This is a genomic window from Microbacterium sp. ET2 (assembly GCF_030347395.1).
GTDB classification, from domain to species: domain Bacteria; phylum Actinomycetota; class Actinomycetes; order Actinomycetales; family Microbacteriaceae; genus Microbacterium; species Microbacterium albipurpureum.
Genome location: NZ_CP128170.1, coordinates 1,765,961 through 1,783,305, shown reverse-complemented (window position 1 = coordinate 1,783,305; position 17,345 = coordinate 1,765,961). Strand labels below are relative to the sequence as shown.

Here is a 17,345-nt window from a genome sequence, read left to right as displayed (position 1 = left end):
CGGGGCCGTTGCCAAAACGGCACCGAGGGCATACGCATCCTCACCGACCCGATCGCGCCATGCCGCTCTGTCTGCGGCACCCGCCTGCGGTATCGGCTCAGTCACGCGGTCATGATCGCACGTCGGCGCGGGCGATGTCGGCGATCTCCTCTTCGGGTCGCGGGGCGACGGTCTCGTCGACCTCGATCTCGGGGACGCTTGCTTCCCCGGCAGCGGGTATGTGCGGCCGAATGTTGTGGTCGGGGTGCGTCGGCGCGATCAGCCGATCGATGAGCTCGAAGGTGTCGTAGGGCTGGTTGTAGTCGCCGAAGTGGCCGTCGTCGCGCACGATCTGGGTGCCGCCGAGGTTGTCGAACATCAGCCGGCCTTGCGTGGCATCGCACCCGTACGGGTCGGTGATCGAGTTGATGAAGTACATGTCACCGCCGTTCGCGCGGATCCGATCCCAGTCGTAGACATCCTGCAGAACTGGCTCATCGGAGTCGTTGGGCCTGGTCGCGTAGCCCGCGACCAGGATCGTCTGAGCCACCGGCGCCTCGAGGTGCTCCAGCACCGCGAGCAGAAGTGCTGCGCCGCCGGAGTGGCCCACCAGCACGGTGTCCGCATCGAACGAATGGGCGTCGAGCACTCTCGGCAGGAACGTGGAGATCGGCTCGACGTTCAGGCTCGGGTAGTACGGACGTTCCACCCGATAGTCGCGCCCGGTCAGCTGCCGATCCAGCCATGGGTACCAGACCACGTCCGGGTTGCCGCCGGTGCCATGGAAGATGATCGCGTTCCTGCTCATCAGTCGCCCGGCCACGAGCCGGTGACGCGCTCGAAGGCCCGAGCTCCGCCCCGGTCGACGAGCGCCTTGACCACCGCGAATATGGCTCCCTGTATCGCGGTGGCGATGAGCAGCTCGCCGAGACCGTACTCGGATTCCAAGGCATTCGGGCTGTCTTCTCGATGGCTCGGACTCAGCCGCTTCCAGATCTGTTTGAAGAGGACGCTCGCCAGTGCTCCGCTGACGATTCCGCTCAGCAGGCCGACCGGTCGGTACACGAGCTTCGCCGTCTTGCTCGATGTCTTCTCGCGAGGATGCTTGGCCATAAGAGCCTTCCGGGGGTGCGGTCTTCGGACGGGCGACCCACGGTACCCACCGAGTCGGGCATCGGTGAGGGGGTTGTGAGGATCAGCGGCATGAACTACGGCTGCGGCGTACGTTGGGGGGATGCGTGGCATCCCTGCGGACGAGCGTGACTCGACATGGGAGCGTGACGATGCCCGCTATCGGTTGTACGTGTTCACCGGAACCGACAACGCCGTGACTGCGATCGACCTGGTGGAGGCGACGATCGAGGAGGCGTTGGAGGCCGCTTCGGTGCTCTCGAACCGGGATGAGCACCTGTGGTCGCTGGCCCTCGTCGAGAACGACGCGCGAGGCATGCGAGGACTGATCTGGTTGTCGGGCATGGATTACAACGACCCTCCCGACACTCCCCGCGAGTGGCAACGGCGGCGGCAGATGCAGGACCGGTATCTGCTTGCTCGAAGCCGGCGTAATGAGCCCGTCGTTCTTCCGAACGGGTTGCGTCTGATCCGTGTGTTCCCCGAGTGGGCGAGCGGCTGGCCGCTCTGGGAGAACTTCACCCAGGACTACCGGCTCACGGGAGCGGATCTCCAACTCACCCGTGAGCTCAGCGACGCGCTGTTCGCGTGGAATGAGGCGTGGCTCTCACGCGCTGAGAACGACCCGCTCCCGGCCGGGTGGGAAGAAGAAGGGCATTACCTCGTCAGCCGACTCCGCAACGAGCTGCAGGGCGTCGCCGAAGTGCGGCCGGAGTTTCACCTCTGATCGCGGGGCGCGGAGTTGCACGACAAGCGCCGCCGCGCGTCGCCATACGCTGTCGGGATGGACGCGCAACAGACGAGCTTTCGCACGACGATCGGTGTCGACGTGAAGGGCGAGGTGTGGAGCTGCGTTGAGATTCCGGCATCCACCAATCTGTTCGGCACCGGGAAGAGCGTCAGGATCGACGCGAAGATCGACGACGTCCTGCTGGCGAACGTGGGCACGCTGCCGACCGGAGAGGGCGGTCACATGGTGTCTCTCAACGCGAAGGTCCGCAAAGAGCTGGGAAAGGGCATCGGCGACGTCGTCGACGTCACGATCACCAGACGCTGACCTCGCATCGATCTTTCGCCGTCGATCGACGCTGAACCCACACCCACGCCGTCAGCGGCCCGAGGTCATCGCGTCGGGAGTTCGGGGCGAGGCCGTGCGACGGGCACCTGGCCGACTGCGGAAGACGCCCGCCCCGGCGGCGATGATGGCGACAGCGGCGGCTGCGAGGAACGCCGTCGGGTAGCCCGCCGACGCCACGACGAGACCGAAGATGGCGCCGCCGACCGCCTGCCCGAGTACCAGCAGCACGAAGAGCAGAGCAGTTCCGCTGGCTGCCCGCGCCGGTTCGAGGAGGGCCGTCCATCCGATCAGCGCTCCCGTGCTCGCCACGTACGCCCAACCGAAGACGACGCAGGCGGCCAGCGTGAAGCCCACCGTGGCGGGAGCCGCGACGAGCGCGGCGGTGGCCAGGGCGAGCACCACGACGGTGAGCGCCCATACTCGCGGCGGCGGTGCGACCGCGAGGAGACCCGCGGTCGGAACCACCGCCAGTCCGCCGACGCCGAGCGCGACCCAGGCGAGCACCGTCGCGCCATCGGCGAGCCCGGCATCGGTGAGCATCGTGCGACCGAAACTCCAGACCGCGGCGGATGCCGCGCCCATCAGAAGGGCGCCGACGATCACCATGCGGTGCGCACGCCACCACGCGGCCGGAGGAAGGCCGAGAGTGGGGACGGAGTCGCGTTGCCGGTCGAGCAGGAGTACGGCGGTGGCGGCGACGACCGACACGGCGGCGGCCATCCACCAGGCCGCTCGCCACTGGGGCAGCAGCGCGAGCGCGAGTATGCCCGCGGCGATCAGGCCCGGCCCCGTTCCGGCATTGACGATCGACTGCGCGCGATCGGCGCCCTCGCGCCGCAGATTCCGCTGAATGACCCGCACGAGCGCCGGAGAGGCCAGCCCGGCACCGGCCGAGGCCAGCACCGCGCCCGGAGCAAGCCAGGCAGTCGAGGGGGCAATCGCCACCCCCGCGGTGCCAAGGGCAGCGGTGGCGCCAGCGAGAGCGACGAGCGTGCGCGGGTACCGCGGCGCGAGCACGAAACCGCACACCGCTCCGACGCAGTAGGCGATCGATCCACCGGCGAAGATCGCTCCGGCGACCGCGGAATCGAAACCGAGCTCGGTCTGCATGCCGGGGAGGTGCAAGCCGTACGCGAAGCGCGCGAGACCATACGTGGCGGCGATCAGAGTGGTTGCAGCGACGGTCAGATAGAATGAAAACGATCGTTTCACTTTCACGAGCATAGGGTGCTGACATGACATTGCGCGAGGGCACCGAGCGACGCATCCTCGACGCCGCGGACGAGCTGTTCTTCACGCGCGGCGTCGCGGCGACGCCGATCGACGCCGTCATCGATCGTGCGGGGGTGTCGGCAGCGACGCTCTACCGGGGCTTCGCCAGTAAAGAGGCGTTGTTGGCTGCCGCACTGCGACGGCGTCAGCGCGTCTGGATCCAGACGTGGGATGAGGCAGTCGCGGCCGCGCCCGACGATGTGTCCCGCGTCCTCGCCGTCTTCGATGCGCTCGACACGTTTCGCGGGAGTGCGCACGGCTCGCGATGGTGCGCCTTCCTCGGGGCCGCGGCGGAGCATGCCGAGCCCCCTGCGGAGGTGGCTGAGGCCGTGCGGACAGACACCGAGTCACTGCGATCTCGACTGGAAGCACTGGCGCGTCCGCTGGTCGGCGACGGCGCGGGCGAGGTCGCCGACGAGCTGGTGCTGGTCGTCACCGGTGACCTCGCGATGCGCCTGCGGTATCCGGATGCGACGAGCGCGACGTCTCGCCGCATCGCCGCGACCCTACTCTCTCGTCGTCACGAGGCCGTCGGCGAGGCCGTTCGTCGCGGTGGCGACGATAGCGTCCAGCCCGGGCTCAGTTGCCTCCGGTGACGCGGAGATCGGCGCCGGAGGTGAATGCGGCACCCGGGCCGAAGAAGTAGGCGACGGCGTCGGCGACCTCGTGGGGATGGGCCGCTCGTCGCAACGGGATGCCGGGGGCGCGCTCTTCGGGTGCGTTCGGCCGACCACCATCGGCATGGATGGTCGTGTAGGTGGTCCCGGGTGAGACGGTGTTCACGCGCACGCCCTGCGGTCCGAACTCCTTGGCCAAGCCGACGGTCATCGCGTTGATCGCCGCCTTGCTCATCGCGTACGGCACGTAGGTGTTCGGTGCACCGCTCGTCGCCGCACCCGAGGAGATGTTGACGATCGTGCCGCCCTCGCCGCCCCTCTCGATCGACATCACCTCCAGCGCTGCGCGTGTGAGGGAGATGGGGGCGAGGACGTTGATGCGGAGCATCCGCTCCACCTCTGCGAGGTCGATGTCGATGTAGTCGCCGATCCGCATGGTGACACCGGCGTTGTTGACGAGGCCGGTCAGTCGGCCGAACTCGGCCGTGTCGCCGGGACCAGCGCAGCGGCGTCGTCGAGGTTCGTGAGATCCGCCTGGATGAGCAGGACCCGGGCGCCCAGGGCACGGCAGGCTGCAGCGACGGCCGCAGCCTCCGCGCGCGCGACCCGGTAGGTGAGTGCGAGGTCATGCCCGTCAGCAGCGAGCCGTTCGGCGACGGCTGCGCCGATACCTCGGCTCCCACCGGTGACGATCGTGACGGGTCGGGATCCGGTCGAGTGCGCCATTCCGCAAGCCTATGTTTCGCCGACGTGAGGCGAGACTCCCGCGTCCTGGGGTGACGCGCTGCGAAAGCGGGTGTCGGGCCACGGCTGTCCGCTGGGCGACTCACCGAGATCGGGTCGGGGTCGACCTGCCTGACTGCGTCGTATCATCCCGAGCCCCGTCGCGCTCATTGTCTGCAGAGCCACCGACCGGGGAGGACCTCATCATGCGGGCATTGACCGATCTGCGGAAGTTCACTTCCGTCCTGCCGTACGCCAGCGAGATGTTCGGCGTCTACACGCCGCTGCTCGGCTGGCGATCGCAGCGGCAGCGTGAGCGTCTCACGAAGGATGCGCTGGGTGCGATCGCCGGCCGCTTCCGACCGGAGGTGTCCGATCCGTGGAACCACGACGGCTGGCCGCAGGACGGGGAGATTCGTCCCGGCGTCCCGGCGGAGTTCTTCGCAGCCCCGCGGAACGACTCGCTCGTCGTCGACGCCATCGGCGAGGCGATACGGCAGGAGTGGGGTCCGGACCAGCGGCCCAGGTCGCCGGAAGAATGGCGCGGCGTTCTGGACCCCGCTCGCGTCGAGGAGATCCTGCGAACGGTCGTACGCCGGCGGTGGATCGCTCAGACGTCCGCCCGCATGGACCACCTGTACAAGACGTGGGACCACGACGTCGACGGCGACACCGACACGCTCCTCATCGCTGCGGAGCGCCTGCGCCAGAGCGCGCTCGAGGACCTCGAGCGCGAATCCGCGATCGCGGGGGCTCTGGTGAAGCTCGGCGACGACGGGAACACCGCACTGCTCGACCGGACGTTCTATCTCCCGTACGAATTCGGTCCGGGGACGGTGACGGCGGCCATCGCGGCGGCGTCGGAGGATCCGTTCCTCAGCTTCGACCCCTACCGGGATGCGGGCAGCGTGAGCGTGTCGCCGCTGGGCATCGTGAACCTGTTCCGCCAGTACTTCTTCGAATTCGACACCTTCCTCGGAACGCCCGTCGGTCACGTCTGGCTCACCCCCGGCTCCTCCGTCGAGCTTCTCGAGGTGTCGACCCGCAAGGTGACGGTCGAGAAGTCGGTCGAGACCGAATACGAGTCCGTGACGCGGGTCGAGCGCGAGACGACGGAGCAGGACGAGCTCAGCGAGGCGGTGAAGAAGTCCAACCAGGACGACATGAAACTCGGTTTCAGCACCACCGTGCGTCAGAGCTGGGGAAGCGGGAGTGCGGAGGCGAGCGGCTCGATCAACCTCGATCAGACGCAGGTCAGCTCGCGGGAGCAGACCCACAAGCGCATGCGACAGCAGACCGAGAAGCTCTCCAGCGAGATTCGCGAGAAGTACAAGACCACGTTCAAGACGGTGACGGAGTCGTCCGACACCTCGAGCAAGCGCTACCTGCTGGCCAATACGACCGACGACCTGCTCAATTACGAGATGCGGCGCAAGATGCGTCAGGTCGGCGTTCAAGTGCAGGATGTGGGCAGCTACCTGTGCTGGCAGACCTTCGTCGACGAGCCCGGGGCGACCCTGGGGCTCGCGGATCTCGTACACATCGCGCAGCCGGCCGACCTCGCGCCGTTGCCGAACCAGAAGGAGATCCCCTACCCGCCCCGCCGGATCGTGAAGTCCTTCCAGGTGCAGACCGTGTGGAGCTTTCCCGACGTCAGGCAGCACAACGATCCGAACCTCGGTTTCGTCTACCTCGGCGAATACTCGCTGCCCGTCCAGCCCGACCCGGGCTATGAGATCGAGCGCCCACCGGGCGATGTCATCCACCTGGGTGTGAGCAACTTCGTCGGAGAGGATGCCGGCCGGCCCTGGGCGATGGGCGGCCGTCTGTCGGGCGACACGAAGATCATCGTCGGCGTGAAGACCGGGCCGGGCGGTCTCAAGTGGGACCAGCGGGTCGACATCACCGTCACGGGAGAGGTCGCCTTCGTGCTGACAGCAGCGAAGGTGGCCGAGATCGATGCGGCGAATGCCGAGATCGTGGCGAATCGTGAAGCGGCCACGCGCGAACAGGAGCGAGAGATCCGCAAGGCCTTCCTCGACGCCGCACGTGAGCGGATCACGCAGGCATCGGTCATCCGCAGCCGACCCTTCGAGGATCTGCGGGAGGAGGAGCGGACCGTCGTCTATCGCGCTCTCATCCGCGACCTCATGACATCCGGCAACTACTCAAGCGCCGACGACCGGACGCGCCACGTGCTCTCCGAGCTCATCAACAGCGTGTTCGACATCGACAAGATGCTCTACTTCGTCGCGCCGGAATGGTGGAAGCCGCGGGCGCATCGTGGACAGTACCTCGGGGGTGCCGGAGTGGGCGCCGACGTGCTCGTCAACTGGTCGGGCAGCGAGGCGCGCCAGAACAACTACCTGATCACAGACGGCTCCGACCCGGCCGAACTGGGCGCGTCGCTCGGCTGGCTGCTGCAACTGGACGGCGACCGTCACCGCAACGCCTTCCTCAACGCCCCGTGGGTCAAAGCCGTCATCCCGGTGCGGCCGGGCAAGGAGCGGGCGGCGATGAACTGGCTGCAACGAGCGAACATCGAAGGGTCGGAGGGATTGGATGCACGGTACTCCGCGCCGGAGGAGGATCTCGCTCTCATCCGGACCGAGCTTCTCGCCGCCGACCCCGGCGATCCGGTCGAGGATCCTCCGACGATCGGCGACGCCATCCGGCACCTCTGTCTCGTGGTCGAGAAGAAGCACGCGGAGTCGGTCGCCGTCTCGACCTACCCGGACGGACCCGGGGTGTCGCAGGACGATCAGGTGAGCGCGACGCCGGTGGAGCGGGTGTTCGAGCACGGCTTCTATCCGCTGCAGGGAGGCTTCCGCGTCGATCCGAGGAACCCCGATCCGAACAACCCCTCGCCGAACTACCAGGTCTTCGATCAGTGGATCGAGATCCTCCCGACCGATCAGGTCGTCCCCGTCGCCGTCGCCTACGATCCGCTCACCGGCCAGCAGCGATGACGGTCGTCGAGTTCGCACTCGAGGCGTCCGCGGCGAAGCACTTCCTGGTGCAGACCCGTTCGCTCCGTGTGCGCCACTCCTCGGGGAGCTGGGCGGACCAGCCGGCGGCGACTCCGACGCCCACCGGGTTTCGCTTCTCCGTGGACGCGGCGCGCGGGGGGCGCCTGGAGCTCGACTTCGCTGTGCGGTATCGATTGCAGGGCCGCGTTCATCTGCTGCTGCTGATCCGGCAGACGCTGGACATCTCGTCGCCAGGCGGGCCGGTGACGTTGACGCCCCGCTTCTGGATGCGCGGAGCCGGCGATGTCGCGCTCGGCCGGCCTGTCGCCGATCCCGCCCTGCATCCGCTGCTCGCACTTCCTCCCGTGGCCGCGGCCTCGACGTCGGTCGCCGTCATCCGCCTGTCGCTCCCCTTCCTCGACATCACCGACATGTTCCTCGCGGTGCACGGCGGCACCGCCTGGTTCCAGACGCTGGGGATGCTGAAGGCGACGTCGTTCCGGTTGCGGGTGCTGGCGGGGCTTCGCGGTCACCCCCTGATCTGGTACGTCGCCGTGCCGGAATCCGCGCTGGAACGCACCGAGGTGACACCGCACGTTTTCTACTGGCCCGCCGACTACGGCGGCATCGACTATCCCGCTGACAGTGAGCGTGGCATCGTCACCCGCAATCACCATCGCTCGATGAACACCGCCAACGCCGCCATACAGAGCGGCGGCGAGACACTGTGCTACTTCCTCCTCACCCCGCTCGACGACGCCCGCTTCCTGGCGCTCGCGCCGGCGTTCGAGAAGGCACGCGAGCGCTTCGAGGCGGCGCGCAGCCACGAGGACGAGCAGCTGCCACGACCCGCCTACTCCTTCCGCCGGGTCCTGGAATACACACCGCGGGGCGACGCCCGGGCGATCAACCCGCAGGTGTGGATGGTGCCGTTCGGTCTCGAGCAGGTCATCGCCGGCACCGACCAGGTGCTCTTCTTCCCGCAGGTCGCCGGCGGAGACGCGACGCACGCCATCCGACCGGGCTTGCGGCGGGACCTCCAGAGCGCACTCGCCGTCCTCGCCGACAGGGAGCCCGCCTTCCGGTCGGCAGCGCCGGTCGCCGATCGTCTGATCCTGTCGTGCTACTCGCAGGCGGGCGGCAACCTGTTCACGGCATCCCGGAACAACTCCACCGACATCCGCGGTGTCGTGGCCGTGGAGCCGCAATACGTCAACGAGCGCAAGAAGGGCGAGTCGGATCATCTGGCGCTGGGCAAGGAGGTGCTTCCCGGGCTGATCCGCCGGGGGGTGAAGGTGGCGATCGTCAGCCGGCGACGCGAGGCCTGGCAACGCGCGAAGTACCTTCCTCGCGGGGTCGATCCGGCTCGCCTCACCCTCCTCCCGGTCGATCAGACGTTGCTCGCCTATCCGCAGCTGCCGGACCGCCCGCAGTTCAGGCACCGACTCTCCCGCCTCCTCGATCCGGCGAAGGACGCCGCGGTGATCTTCTACGCCGCGCCGGCGAACGCACCGACCGACGCCAAGACCCGCCGGCGCATCGCCGCGGTGAACGGGATCATCACGCGACAGCGAGCGCGGGGTCTCGGCGACGAGGCGCTCGTCACGTGGGCATTCCGACCGGAGCTCGACGCCGACGTGAGCGGCGGGTTCTCCTCGCACAACTTCCTGCTCGCCGGAGCCGAGGACGATTCGGCCTTCGACGCGAGCGGCCGGCTGAAGACGGGTTCCCGTCCCGTCGGCATCTACGAGCGGGCGGTGCGGATCGTCGCCGCGCCGTGAGGCGCCGCACCACCGAGACGCCGCCGCACCGGAACTGGCCCTGCCGCCGAAACCGACCGCCGCCGTCGAGACCCTGCGCGAGGCGGGGGGTTTCGACGGCACAGGTCGGTCTCGAGGCGCGACGCTCTGCGCCGCACGTCACCGCGATCCGGTGGGCATCCCCATCCGGGCGAGGACGACGTTCTCGATCACCTGCACCACGTTGTAGAGCACGAGCGTGATGACGGTGATGAGCGCCACCGACGCCCACAGCTCGTCGAACCGGGCTGACGCGCTGAACTTCTGGATCATCCCGCCGATGCCCTGACCGGTCGAGAGCCACTCCGCCAGCAGCGCCCCGGTCACGGCACCCGGCACCGACACCCGCGCCGCCGCGAACAGCGACGGCAGGGCACCGGGCACGTTGACCTTTCGCAGCTGCGTCGCCCGCCCGCCGCCGTAGACGTGGACGAGGTCGAGGCTCTCCTTCGACGCGCGGCTGAGCCCGAACAGCACCGAGGCGAGGGCGGGGAAGAGCACGACGATCGACCCGATGACCGCCACCGAGGCGGGGGTTCCGCGGCCGGTGATGAGGATGATGACCGGGGCGATCGCGACGAGCGGCACGCTTCGCAGCAGCAGCGCGAGCGGCATGACTCCCATCTCGACCGAGCGCGACAGCGAGAACGCGATGGCGAGGACGACGGCGACGAGCATGCCGACGACGAAGCCGAGTGCGGCATCGGAGAGGGTCTGCGCGAGGAGCGGTGCCATCTCGGCACGGTGGAGCGCGGCATCCTCATCGGTGAAGAGGAACTGCCACACGTCCACCGGACCCTTGGCGACGTACGGCGAGATCCCGGTGAGGTTCACCACCGCCCACCAGAGCGCTACGACGATGACCAGGGTGAGGAGGGCGTTCAGAAGCGAGCGGCCGACGGCCCGTGCGGCGCCGGTCATGCCGCCGCCGCCTTGCCCGAGACCCACGGAGTGACCGCGCGGGCGAGCAGCCCGACGACGGCGTAGCCGATCAGTGCCACGATCGCCGACAGCAGGAACACCGCCCACACCCGGGCCGAGTCGAGGTCGCCCTGCAACCGGATGAGGGTGATGCCGACCCCGCGGTCGGTCGCGCCCATGTACTCGCCGAGGATCGCGCCGAGGAACGCCGAGGGCACGGCGATCTGGAGGGCGTTGAGGATGGCGGGAAGTGCGGCGATGAGCCGGACCTTGCGCAGCTGCATCCACCGAGAACCGCCGTAGACGCGCACGACGTCGAGGCTCGAGCGGTCGGACGAGCGGAAGCCGAGGAGAGCGCCGACGACCGTGGTGAAGAACACCGCGAGGGCGGCGAGGAAGATCGCGGTCGCGCTCGGGTCGCCCGCCCGGCGCGCGCCGCCGAGCACGACGATCGCGATACCGCCGACGGCGACCACCGGCAGGCAGTAGCTGACGACGGCGATCTGCACCACGACGGTCTCGATCTGGGGGAGGAGGAGCACGGTCGAGGCGACGAGGAGCGCCAGCCCGTTGCCCCACGCGTAGCCGATGAGCGCCTCGGTGATCGTGACCTCGAAGACGCCGATGTAGGGGGCGAGGCCGTCGGTCCAGATGGTCTGGAACACGACGAAGGGCGAGGGCACCGGGGTGAAGCTCGTGCCCGCCGGCGGCTGGAAGACCGTCGCCGAGAACACCCACCACGCGGCGAGGAGTCCCGCGGCGCCGATGACCCCGGCGAGCCAGCCGGGGATGCGGCGGACGCGCATCAGGCCTCCGCCGCGGCGCGCCCGTCGGCTCCGAAGAGCAGTTCCGACGCGCGGTCGACGAGGGCGTGGAACTCGGGGGTGCGCTGCAGATCGGGCGTGCGCGGATGCGGCAGGTCGACGTCGATGATCTCCTTGATGCGTCCGGGACGCGGCGACATCACCGCGACACGGTCGGAGAGGAAGATCGCCTCGGAGATCCCGTGGGTGACCAGCAGCGTCGTCGCGGGCTTCTCGGTCCAGATGCGGAGGAGCTCGAGGTTGAGGTTCTGACGTGTCATGTCGTCGAGCGCACCGAAGGGCTCGTCGAGCAGGAGAACCGAGGGTTTGAGGGCGAGAGCGCGGGCGATCGACACGCGCTGGCGCATGCCGCCCGAGAGCTGCGCGGGCTTGGCCTTCTCGAAGCCGGTGAGGCCGACGAGCGAGATGAGCTCGTCGATGTAGGCCCTGTCGGGGCGGCGACCGGCGACTTCGAAGACGAGCCGGATGTTGGCGTAGACGCTCCGCCAGGGGAGCAGGGCGTGGTCTTGGAAGGCGATCCCGAGCTCGCTGTCGCGGCGCAGCTGGGCGGGGGTCTTGCCGTCGACGCGCACGTCGCCGGTCGTCGGCGTCTCGAGGTCGGCGAGGATGCGCAGGATCGTCGACTTGCCGCATCCGGAAGGTCCGAGAAGGGCGAGGAACGAGCCCTTCTCGGTGTGCAGGTGGGTGTCCTGCAGGGCGGTGACGGTGCGGCCGCGGCCGGTGTTGAAGGTCTTGGTGAGACCGTCGATGCTGATGCCGGAACCGCCGGCCGGCGCCGCCGACGAGGTTTCCCCCGCCGACGGCGCCGCCGCGGCATCCGATGTCCTTGTATCGGTCATGATGGTGCGTCGCTCGGGCTACGGGAGGTAGTCGACGAGCTCCGGGTTCTCCTCGTAGATCTCGTCGATGATCGTGGTGTCGAACAGGTCGTCCACCGACACCTCCCAGCCGGCCGCGGCGAGCGAGGCGACGGTCTGCTCCTTCAGGGCGTCGGAGATGGTGAACAGGCCGTTCGCCTCGGTCTCCTCAGTGGAGATGAGGAGGTTCTGCGCCTCGATGCCGAGCGAGGTCTTCTCGGGGTCGAGGGCGCCGAAGACGGCCTCGAGTCCCTCCGACGACTCCGCCGCCGCCTCGTTGTAGTACTTCTCCACGAGGGTGACGGTGTCGTCGACCGGATGCTGGAAGACCTCGGTCCAGCCCTTGATCTCGGCGGTGAGGAACGCCTTCAGCAGGTCGGCGTTCTCGGCGAGGTACTGGTCGGTGACCGTGAACGTCTCGGCGACGTACGGCACGCCGTTCTCGGCGTAGGCGAGGTTGGTGACCTCGTAGCCGGCGAGCTCGACGGTGAGGGCCTCGTTGGTGAGGTACGCCATGAAGCCGTCGACGTCGCCGTTCATCAGCGGGGTCGGGTCGAAGTCGACCGGCACGACGTTGACGTCGGCGGGGTCGATGCCGTTGGCGTTCAACAGGGCCGCGAAGACCGAGGCGTTGGAGTCCTGCACGCCGATCGTCTTGCCGATGAGGTCGTCGGGGGTCGTGATGTCACCGCCGTCGGCGAGCGAGAGGATCGTGAAGGGGTTCTTCTGGAAGGTCGCGCCGATGATCTTCAGCGGCGCCTCCTCCTCGGCGATCGCGGCGCCGACCGACGCGGCGTCGCTGAGTGCGACCTGCACGGTGCCGGAGAGGAGCTTGGCGACTCCGGTGTCGGGGCCCGAGATGCCGATGACCTCGTCGAAGCCGGCCTCGTCGTAATAGCCGTTCTCGTAGGCGTAGAACTCGCCGGCGAACTCTTCGTTCTTGATCCAGGAGTACTGGACGCTGATCTCGCCGTAGGAGGCCTCTTCGCCGCTGTCGCCGCCGGCAGCGGCGGTCGTCGAGCCGCTCGACGCGCAGCCGGCGAGGACAAGGGCGGATGCGAGGAACGCGGCGGCGCCGGCGGCGAGGCGACCGCGGCGGCTCAGGGTGCTGTGTGTTGCCATCGGGTGTTGGCTCTTTCTTGTGCAGGTGGAGCTCAGGGATGTGATCAGGCGACGCTATGGCGCAGACGTTTCGCCTGACGCCGCGCGGTGTTTCGGACGTGTGACGGATGCCGCGGGTGGCCGTTGCGGCGGGAGACCGCGCCACTCCCGTGACCCGTACAATCGCGAAGATGGAGCGCGCTCGTGGCTGAAGACCGTCTTGATGCAGCACCGGTGGCCGAGGCCACGGTCAACGACGTCACCGTCAACGACGTCACCGTCAACGGTGCGCTCCGGACGCTCGACGACGTCGCAGTGCACACCAATGCCCTCGACTGGCTGCGCTCGTTCGGCCTGACGGGCAGCAAGGAGGGGTGTGCCGAGGGGGAGTGCGGGGCGTGCGCGATGCTCATCGCGACGCCGACAGCGGATGCCGCGGGCGCGGCGTGGACCGCAGTGAACTCGTGCCTCGTGCCCGCCCAGGCGCTCCGCGGCCAGGAGATCGTGACCGCCGAGGGCCTCGGTGCGCCCGAGGCGCTGCACCCGGTGCAGGAGGCGATGGCCGTCGGCGGCGGGTCGCAGTGCGGCTACTGCACGCCCGGCTTCGTGTGCAGCATGGCGGGGGAGTACTACCGACGCGATCGTGCGCCCGGGCCCGAGGGCGAGCCGCTCCCCGGCGAGCCCCACACCCACCTCGGGGCGAACGGGTTCGACCTCCACGCACTGAGCGGTAACCTCTGCCGCTGCACCGGATACCGGCCTATTCGCGATGCGGCATACCAGCTCGGGATGCCGGAGGGCGACGATCCGCTGGCGGCGCGACTGCGGCATCCGGCCCCTGAGCCCGTCCCGACCGACGTCACCGTCGACGGCGCCCGGTTCGTCCGCCCGGCCACGCTCGACGGCGCGCTCACCCTCCTCGAGAACGAGCCCGACGCGCGCCTGGTCGCCGGCGGAACCGACTGGGGGGTCGAGGTCAACCTTCGCGGACTGCGCGACCCGCTCGTCGTCGCCATCGACCGGCTGCCCGAGCTGCGCACGCTCCGCATCACCGACGATGAGGTCGAGCTCGGCGCGGGCCTCACTCTCACCGAGATCGCCGCGGGGCTCGGGGATCGCGTGCCACTGCTCGCCGAGCTGCTGCCGCAGTTCGCCTCACCGCTCATCCGCAACCGGGCGACCCTCGGCGGCAACCTCGGGACCGGATCGCCGATCGGCGATTCACTGCCGGCGCTCCTCGCCCTCGGAGCGCGCGTCGCCCTCGTCTCGAGCGCCGGCGAGCGGAATGTACCGCTCGAGGAATACTTCACCGGCTACCGCCAGACCATGCGGCGCAAGGACGAGATCATCCGCGCCCTCCGCTTCCCCGCCCCGCACGGCGAGCTCACCGCGTTCCACAAGATCGCCAAGCGCCGTTTCGACGACATCTCCAGCGTCGCCGTCGCCTTCGTGCTCGACCTGCAGGACGGCGTGGTCGCCGACGCGCGGATCGGACTCGGCGGCGTCGCCGCCACCCCGGTCCGTGCCCGCGCCACCGAGCAGGCGCTCATCGGCCGCGACTGGTCCCTCGCCACTGTCCGCGAGGTCGCCCCGGTGCTCGGCGCGGAGGGCACGCCGATGTCGGACCACCGCGCGAGCGCGGCCTACCGCGCCGCGATGCTCGGGAACGCGCTGCGGCGGATCTTCGCGCGGCATCCGAATCCCGAGGCGCGGGAGGGGGCTCGATGACCGACCTCGCCCGCCGCCCCGCCGACCCCGTCGTCGGCCGCTCCGTCGCGCACGAGAGCGCGGCTCTCCACGTCACCGGCCGCGCGATGTACACCGACGACCTGGCCGTGGAGACGATGGGGGTGCTCACCGCCTGGCCGGTGCAGTCCACCCACACGCACGCGCGCGTGACCCTCGACGTCCTCCCCGCATACGGCGTGCCCGGCGTCATCCGGGTGCTCACCGCCGAAGACGTCCCGGGCGTCAACGACGCCGGGGTCAAGCACGACGAGCCGCTCTTCCCCACCGAGGCGATGTACCACGGGCACGCCCTGGCGTGGGTGCTCGGCGAGACGCCCGAGGCGGCGCGGCTCGGCGCCGCCGCCGTCGCAGTGACCTACGAGCCCCTGCCGAGCATCGTCACCCTCGAGGAGGCCATCGCGGCGCACTCGTTCCAGGGCGCTGAGCGCACCCTCGCCCGCGGCGACGCCGCCGCGGCGCTCGCCGATGCCCCCCACGTGTTCGAGGGTGTCACCGCCTTCTCCGGCCAGGAGCACTTCTACCTCGAGACCCATGCCGCGCTCGCGCGCATCGACTCGGAGGGGCAGATCTTCGTCGAGTCGTCGACCCAGCATCCGAGCGAGACGCAGGAGATCATCGCGCACGTGCTCGGCCTGTCGTCGCACCAGGTCACCGTTCAGTCGCTGCGCATGGGCGGCGCGTTCGGCGGCAAGGAGATGCAGCCGCACGGGCTTGCCGCCATCGCCGCGCTCGGGGCGAGCCTGACGCGCCGCCCGGTGCGGCTGCGCCTGAACCGCACGCAGGATCTGACGATGACCGGCAAGCGGCATCCGTTCCACATCTCGTGGCGGGCCGGATTCGACGACGACGGCCTGCTGCAGGCGCTCGAGGCGACGCTCACCTCCGATGGCGGGTGGGCGCTCGACCTCTCGGAGCCGGTGATGAGCCGTGCGCTCTGCCACGTCGATAACGCCTACTGGATTCCGCACGTCCACGTCGTCGGCCGCGTCGCCCAGACCCACAAGACGTCGCAGACCGCGTTCCGCGGATTCGGTGGCCCGCAGGGCGTGTTCCTCATCGAGGACATCCTGGGCCGCACGGCCCCCGCGCTCGGTCTCGATCCAGCGGAGCTTCGTCGCCGCAACTTCTACGCCCCCGGTCAGGACACGCCCTATGGGCAGGTGGTCAAGGACGCCGAACGGATGCCCGCCATCTGGCGGACGCTGCACACCGAGGCGCAGGTCGATGATCGGCGTGCGGCGATCGCGGCGTTCAACGCCGAGCACGACGACGTCAAGCGCGCGATCGCGATGACCCCGGTGAAGTTCGGCATCTCGTTCAACTTCACCGCCTACAACCAGGCCGGCGCCCTCGTGCACGTCTACAAAGACGGCTCGGTGCTCATCAACCACGGCGGCACGGAGATGGGGCAGGGCCTGCACACCAAGATGCTGCAGGTCGCCGCGACTGCGCTGGGGGTTCCGCTCAGCCAGGTGCGGCTCGCACCGACCCGCACCGACAAGGTGCCGAACACCTCGGCAACGGCGGCCTCGTCGGGCGCCGATCTCAACGGCGCGGCGGTGAAGAACGCGTGCGAGCAGATCAGAGAGCGGATGGCGGCGGTCGCCGCCGGTCTCCTGGGCACCGATCCGGATGACCTCGTCTTCACCGGCGGCCAGGTCACCGCCGGGCACCTGGAGCGTTCGGTGTCGTTCGCCGAGGTCGCCGTGGCCGCTTACTTCTCGCGGGTGCCGCTGTTCGCGGCCGGGTACTACCGCACCGAGGGTCTGTCGTGGGACCAGGAGCGCATGGTCGGCTCGCCCTTCAAGTACTTCGCCTACGGTGCCGCGGCGGCCGAGGTCGAGGTCGACGGGTACACCGGCGCGTACCGGCTGCGACGCGTCGACATCGTCCACGACGTCGGCGACTCGCTCTCGCCCCAGATCGACCGGGGTCAGGTCGAGGGCGGGTTCGTGCAGGGGGCCGGATGGCTGACCCTCGAGGATCTGCGGTGGGACACCTCCGACGGCCCCGGCCGCGGGCGGCTGCTGACGACGTCGGCGAGCACTTACAAGTTGCCGAGCCTCTCGGAGATGCCCGAGGAGTTCCGCGTGCATCTCTTCGCCGACGCGCGGGAGGACGGCGCGGTGTACGGCTCGAAGGCCGTGGGGGAGCCGCCGCTCATGCTCGCGTTCGCCGTGCGCGAGGCGCTGCGGGAGGCGGTCGCGGCGTTCGGTGAGCCGGGGCGGAGCGTCGAGCTCGCCTCGCCCGCCACCCCCGAGGCGGTCTTCTGGGCGATCGAGGCTGCACGCGCGGCCCGCGACGCGGTTTCCGCCGCGCGCTGAG

At 69.3% G+C, this 17,345-nt stretch carries 16 protein-coding genes; 7 read left to right on the top strand and 9 right to left on the bottom strand.

The window, feature by feature from the left end:
• Positions 1-109 precede the first annotated feature (109 nt).
• Positions 110-787 carry an RBBP9/YdeN family alpha/beta hydrolase gene (locus tag QSU92_RS08560; protein ID WP_289265751.1) on the bottom strand — a complete coding sequence of 226 codons (678 nt, stop codon included), beginning with the start codon at positions 785-787 and terminating at the stop codon, positions 110-112.
• A complete protein-coding gene (locus QSU92_RS08555) occupies positions 787-1,092 on the bottom strand; it encodes a DUF4235 domain-containing protein (RefSeq protein WP_289265749.1) in 306 nt (101 codons plus the stop codon). The genes QSU92_RS08560 and QSU92_RS08555 overlap by 1 nt, the downstream gene beginning before the upstream one ends.
• Positions 1,093-1,213: 121 nt before the next feature.
• Here QSU92_RS08555 and QSU92_RS08550 point away from each other — a divergent pair, with 121 nt between their 5' ends.
• Both QSU92_RS08550 and QSU92_RS08545 read left to right on the top strand, forming a co-directional pair.
• Positions 1,214-1,837 carry a hypothetical protein gene (locus QSU92_RS08550; RefSeq protein ID WP_289265748.1) on the top strand — a complete coding sequence of 208 codons (624 nt, stop codon included), beginning with the start codon at positions 1,214-1,216 and terminating at the stop codon, positions 1,835-1,837.
• A 57-nt stretch (positions 1,838-1,894) separates the two neighbouring features.
• Complete coding sequence (locus QSU92_RS08545) at positions 1,895-2,167, top strand: DUF1905 domain-containing protein (protein WP_289265747.1); 273 nt, start codon at positions 1,895-1,897, stop codon at positions 2,165-2,167.
• Between the two features lie 51 nt (positions 2,168-2,218).
• Here the strand turns inward: QSU92_RS08545 and QSU92_RS08540 are convergent, their stop codons facing one another.
• Entirely contained in the window at positions 2,219-3,406 is a 1,188-nt protein-coding gene (locus tag QSU92_RS08540) for an MFS transporter (RefSeq protein WP_289265746.1), read from the bottom strand.
• A gap of 17 nt (positions 3,407-3,423) precedes the next feature.
• Here QSU92_RS08540 and QSU92_RS08535 point away from each other — a divergent pair, with 17 nt between their 5' ends.
• On the top strand, positions 3,424-4,056 hold the full coding sequence (locus QSU92_RS08535) for a TetR/AcrR family transcriptional regulator (RefSeq protein ID WP_289265745.1): 633 nt from the start codon (positions 3,424-3,426) through the stop codon (positions 4,054-4,056).
• On the opposite strand, the gene QSU92_RS08530 is transcribed toward QSU92_RS08535, so the two are convergent.
• Together QSU92_RS08530 and QSU92_RS08525 are read right to left on the bottom strand one after the other, a co-directional pair.
• Complete coding sequence (locus QSU92_RS08530) at positions 4,040-4,513, bottom strand: SDR family oxidoreductase (RefSeq protein WP_289265744.1); 474 nt, start codon at positions 4,511-4,513, stop codon at positions 4,040-4,042. The genes QSU92_RS08535 and QSU92_RS08530 overlap by 17 nt on opposite strands.
• Before the next feature lie 29 nt (positions 4,514-4,542).
• Positions 4,543-4,803, bottom strand: a complete 261-nt coding sequence (locus tag QSU92_RS08525; RefSeq protein WP_289265743.1) for an SDR family NAD(P)-dependent oxidoreductase — start codon at positions 4,801-4,803, stop codon at positions 4,543-4,545.
• Between the two features lie 203 nt (positions 4,804-5,006).
• Between QSU92_RS08525 and QSU92_RS08520 the strand changes: the two genes are divergently transcribed.
• Positions 5,007-7,769: a hypothetical protein gene (locus QSU92_RS08520; protein WP_289265742.1), complete on the top strand. Its 2,763-nt coding sequence runs from the start codon at positions 5,007-5,009 to the stop codon at positions 7,767-7,769.
• Positions 7,766-9,550 carry a hypothetical protein gene (locus QSU92_RS08515; protein ID WP_289265741.1) on the top strand — a complete coding sequence of 595 codons (1,785 nt, stop codon included), beginning with the start codon at positions 7,766-7,768 and terminating at the stop codon, positions 9,548-9,550. Before QSU92_RS08520 ends, QSU92_RS08515 begins: the two co-directional genes overlap by 4 nt.
• 138 nt (positions 9,551-9,688) lie before the next feature.
• On the opposite strand, the gene QSU92_RS08510 is transcribed toward QSU92_RS08515, so the two are convergent.
• From QSU92_RS08510 to QSU92_RS08495, 4 genes are read right to left on the bottom strand one after another with little or no spacing between them, the layout of a single operon-like run.
• Positions 9,689-10,489: an ABC transporter permease gene (locus tag QSU92_RS08510; protein WP_141935976.1), complete on the bottom strand. Its 801-nt coding sequence runs from the start codon at positions 10,487-10,489 to the stop codon at positions 9,689-9,691.
• The gene (locus tag QSU92_RS08505; RefSeq protein WP_289265740.1) at positions 10,486-11,295 is read right to left on the bottom strand and encodes an ABC transporter permease; all 810 of its coding nucleotides are present in this window, start codon (positions 11,293-11,295) and stop codon (positions 10,486-10,488) included. The genes QSU92_RS08510 and QSU92_RS08505 overlap by 4 nt, the downstream gene beginning before the upstream one ends.
• Positions 11,295-12,152 (bottom strand): ABC transporter ATP-binding protein, encoded by an 858-nt coding sequence (locus tag QSU92_RS08500; RefSeq protein WP_289265739.1) that lies wholly within the window; start codon positions 12,150-12,152, stop codon positions 11,295-11,297. The genes QSU92_RS08505 and QSU92_RS08500 overlap by 1 nt, the downstream gene beginning before the upstream one ends.
• Positions 12,153-12,170: 18 nt before the next feature.
• The gene (locus QSU92_RS08495) at positions 12,171-13,292 is read right to left on the bottom strand and encodes an ABC transporter substrate-binding protein (RefSeq protein ID WP_289265738.1); all 1,122 of its coding nucleotides are present in this window, start codon (positions 13,290-13,292) and stop codon (positions 12,171-12,173) included.
• 213 nt (positions 13,293-13,505) lie between these two features.
• Between QSU92_RS08495 and QSU92_RS08490 the strand changes: the two genes are divergently transcribed.
• Both QSU92_RS08490 and xdhB read left to right on the top strand, forming a co-directional pair.
• Positions 13,506-14,999, top strand: a complete 1,494-nt coding sequence (locus QSU92_RS08490; RefSeq protein WP_422880436.1) for a xanthine dehydrogenase small subunit — start codon at positions 13,506-13,508, stop codon at positions 14,997-14,999.
• A complete protein-coding gene (gene xdhB / locus QSU92_RS08485) occupies positions 14,996-17,344 on the top strand; it encodes a xanthine dehydrogenase molybdopterin binding subunit (protein WP_289265737.1) in 2,349 nt (782 codons plus the stop codon). Before QSU92_RS08490 ends, xdhB begins: the two co-directional genes overlap by 4 nt.
• The last annotated feature ends 1 nt before the right edge of the window (position 17,345 follow it).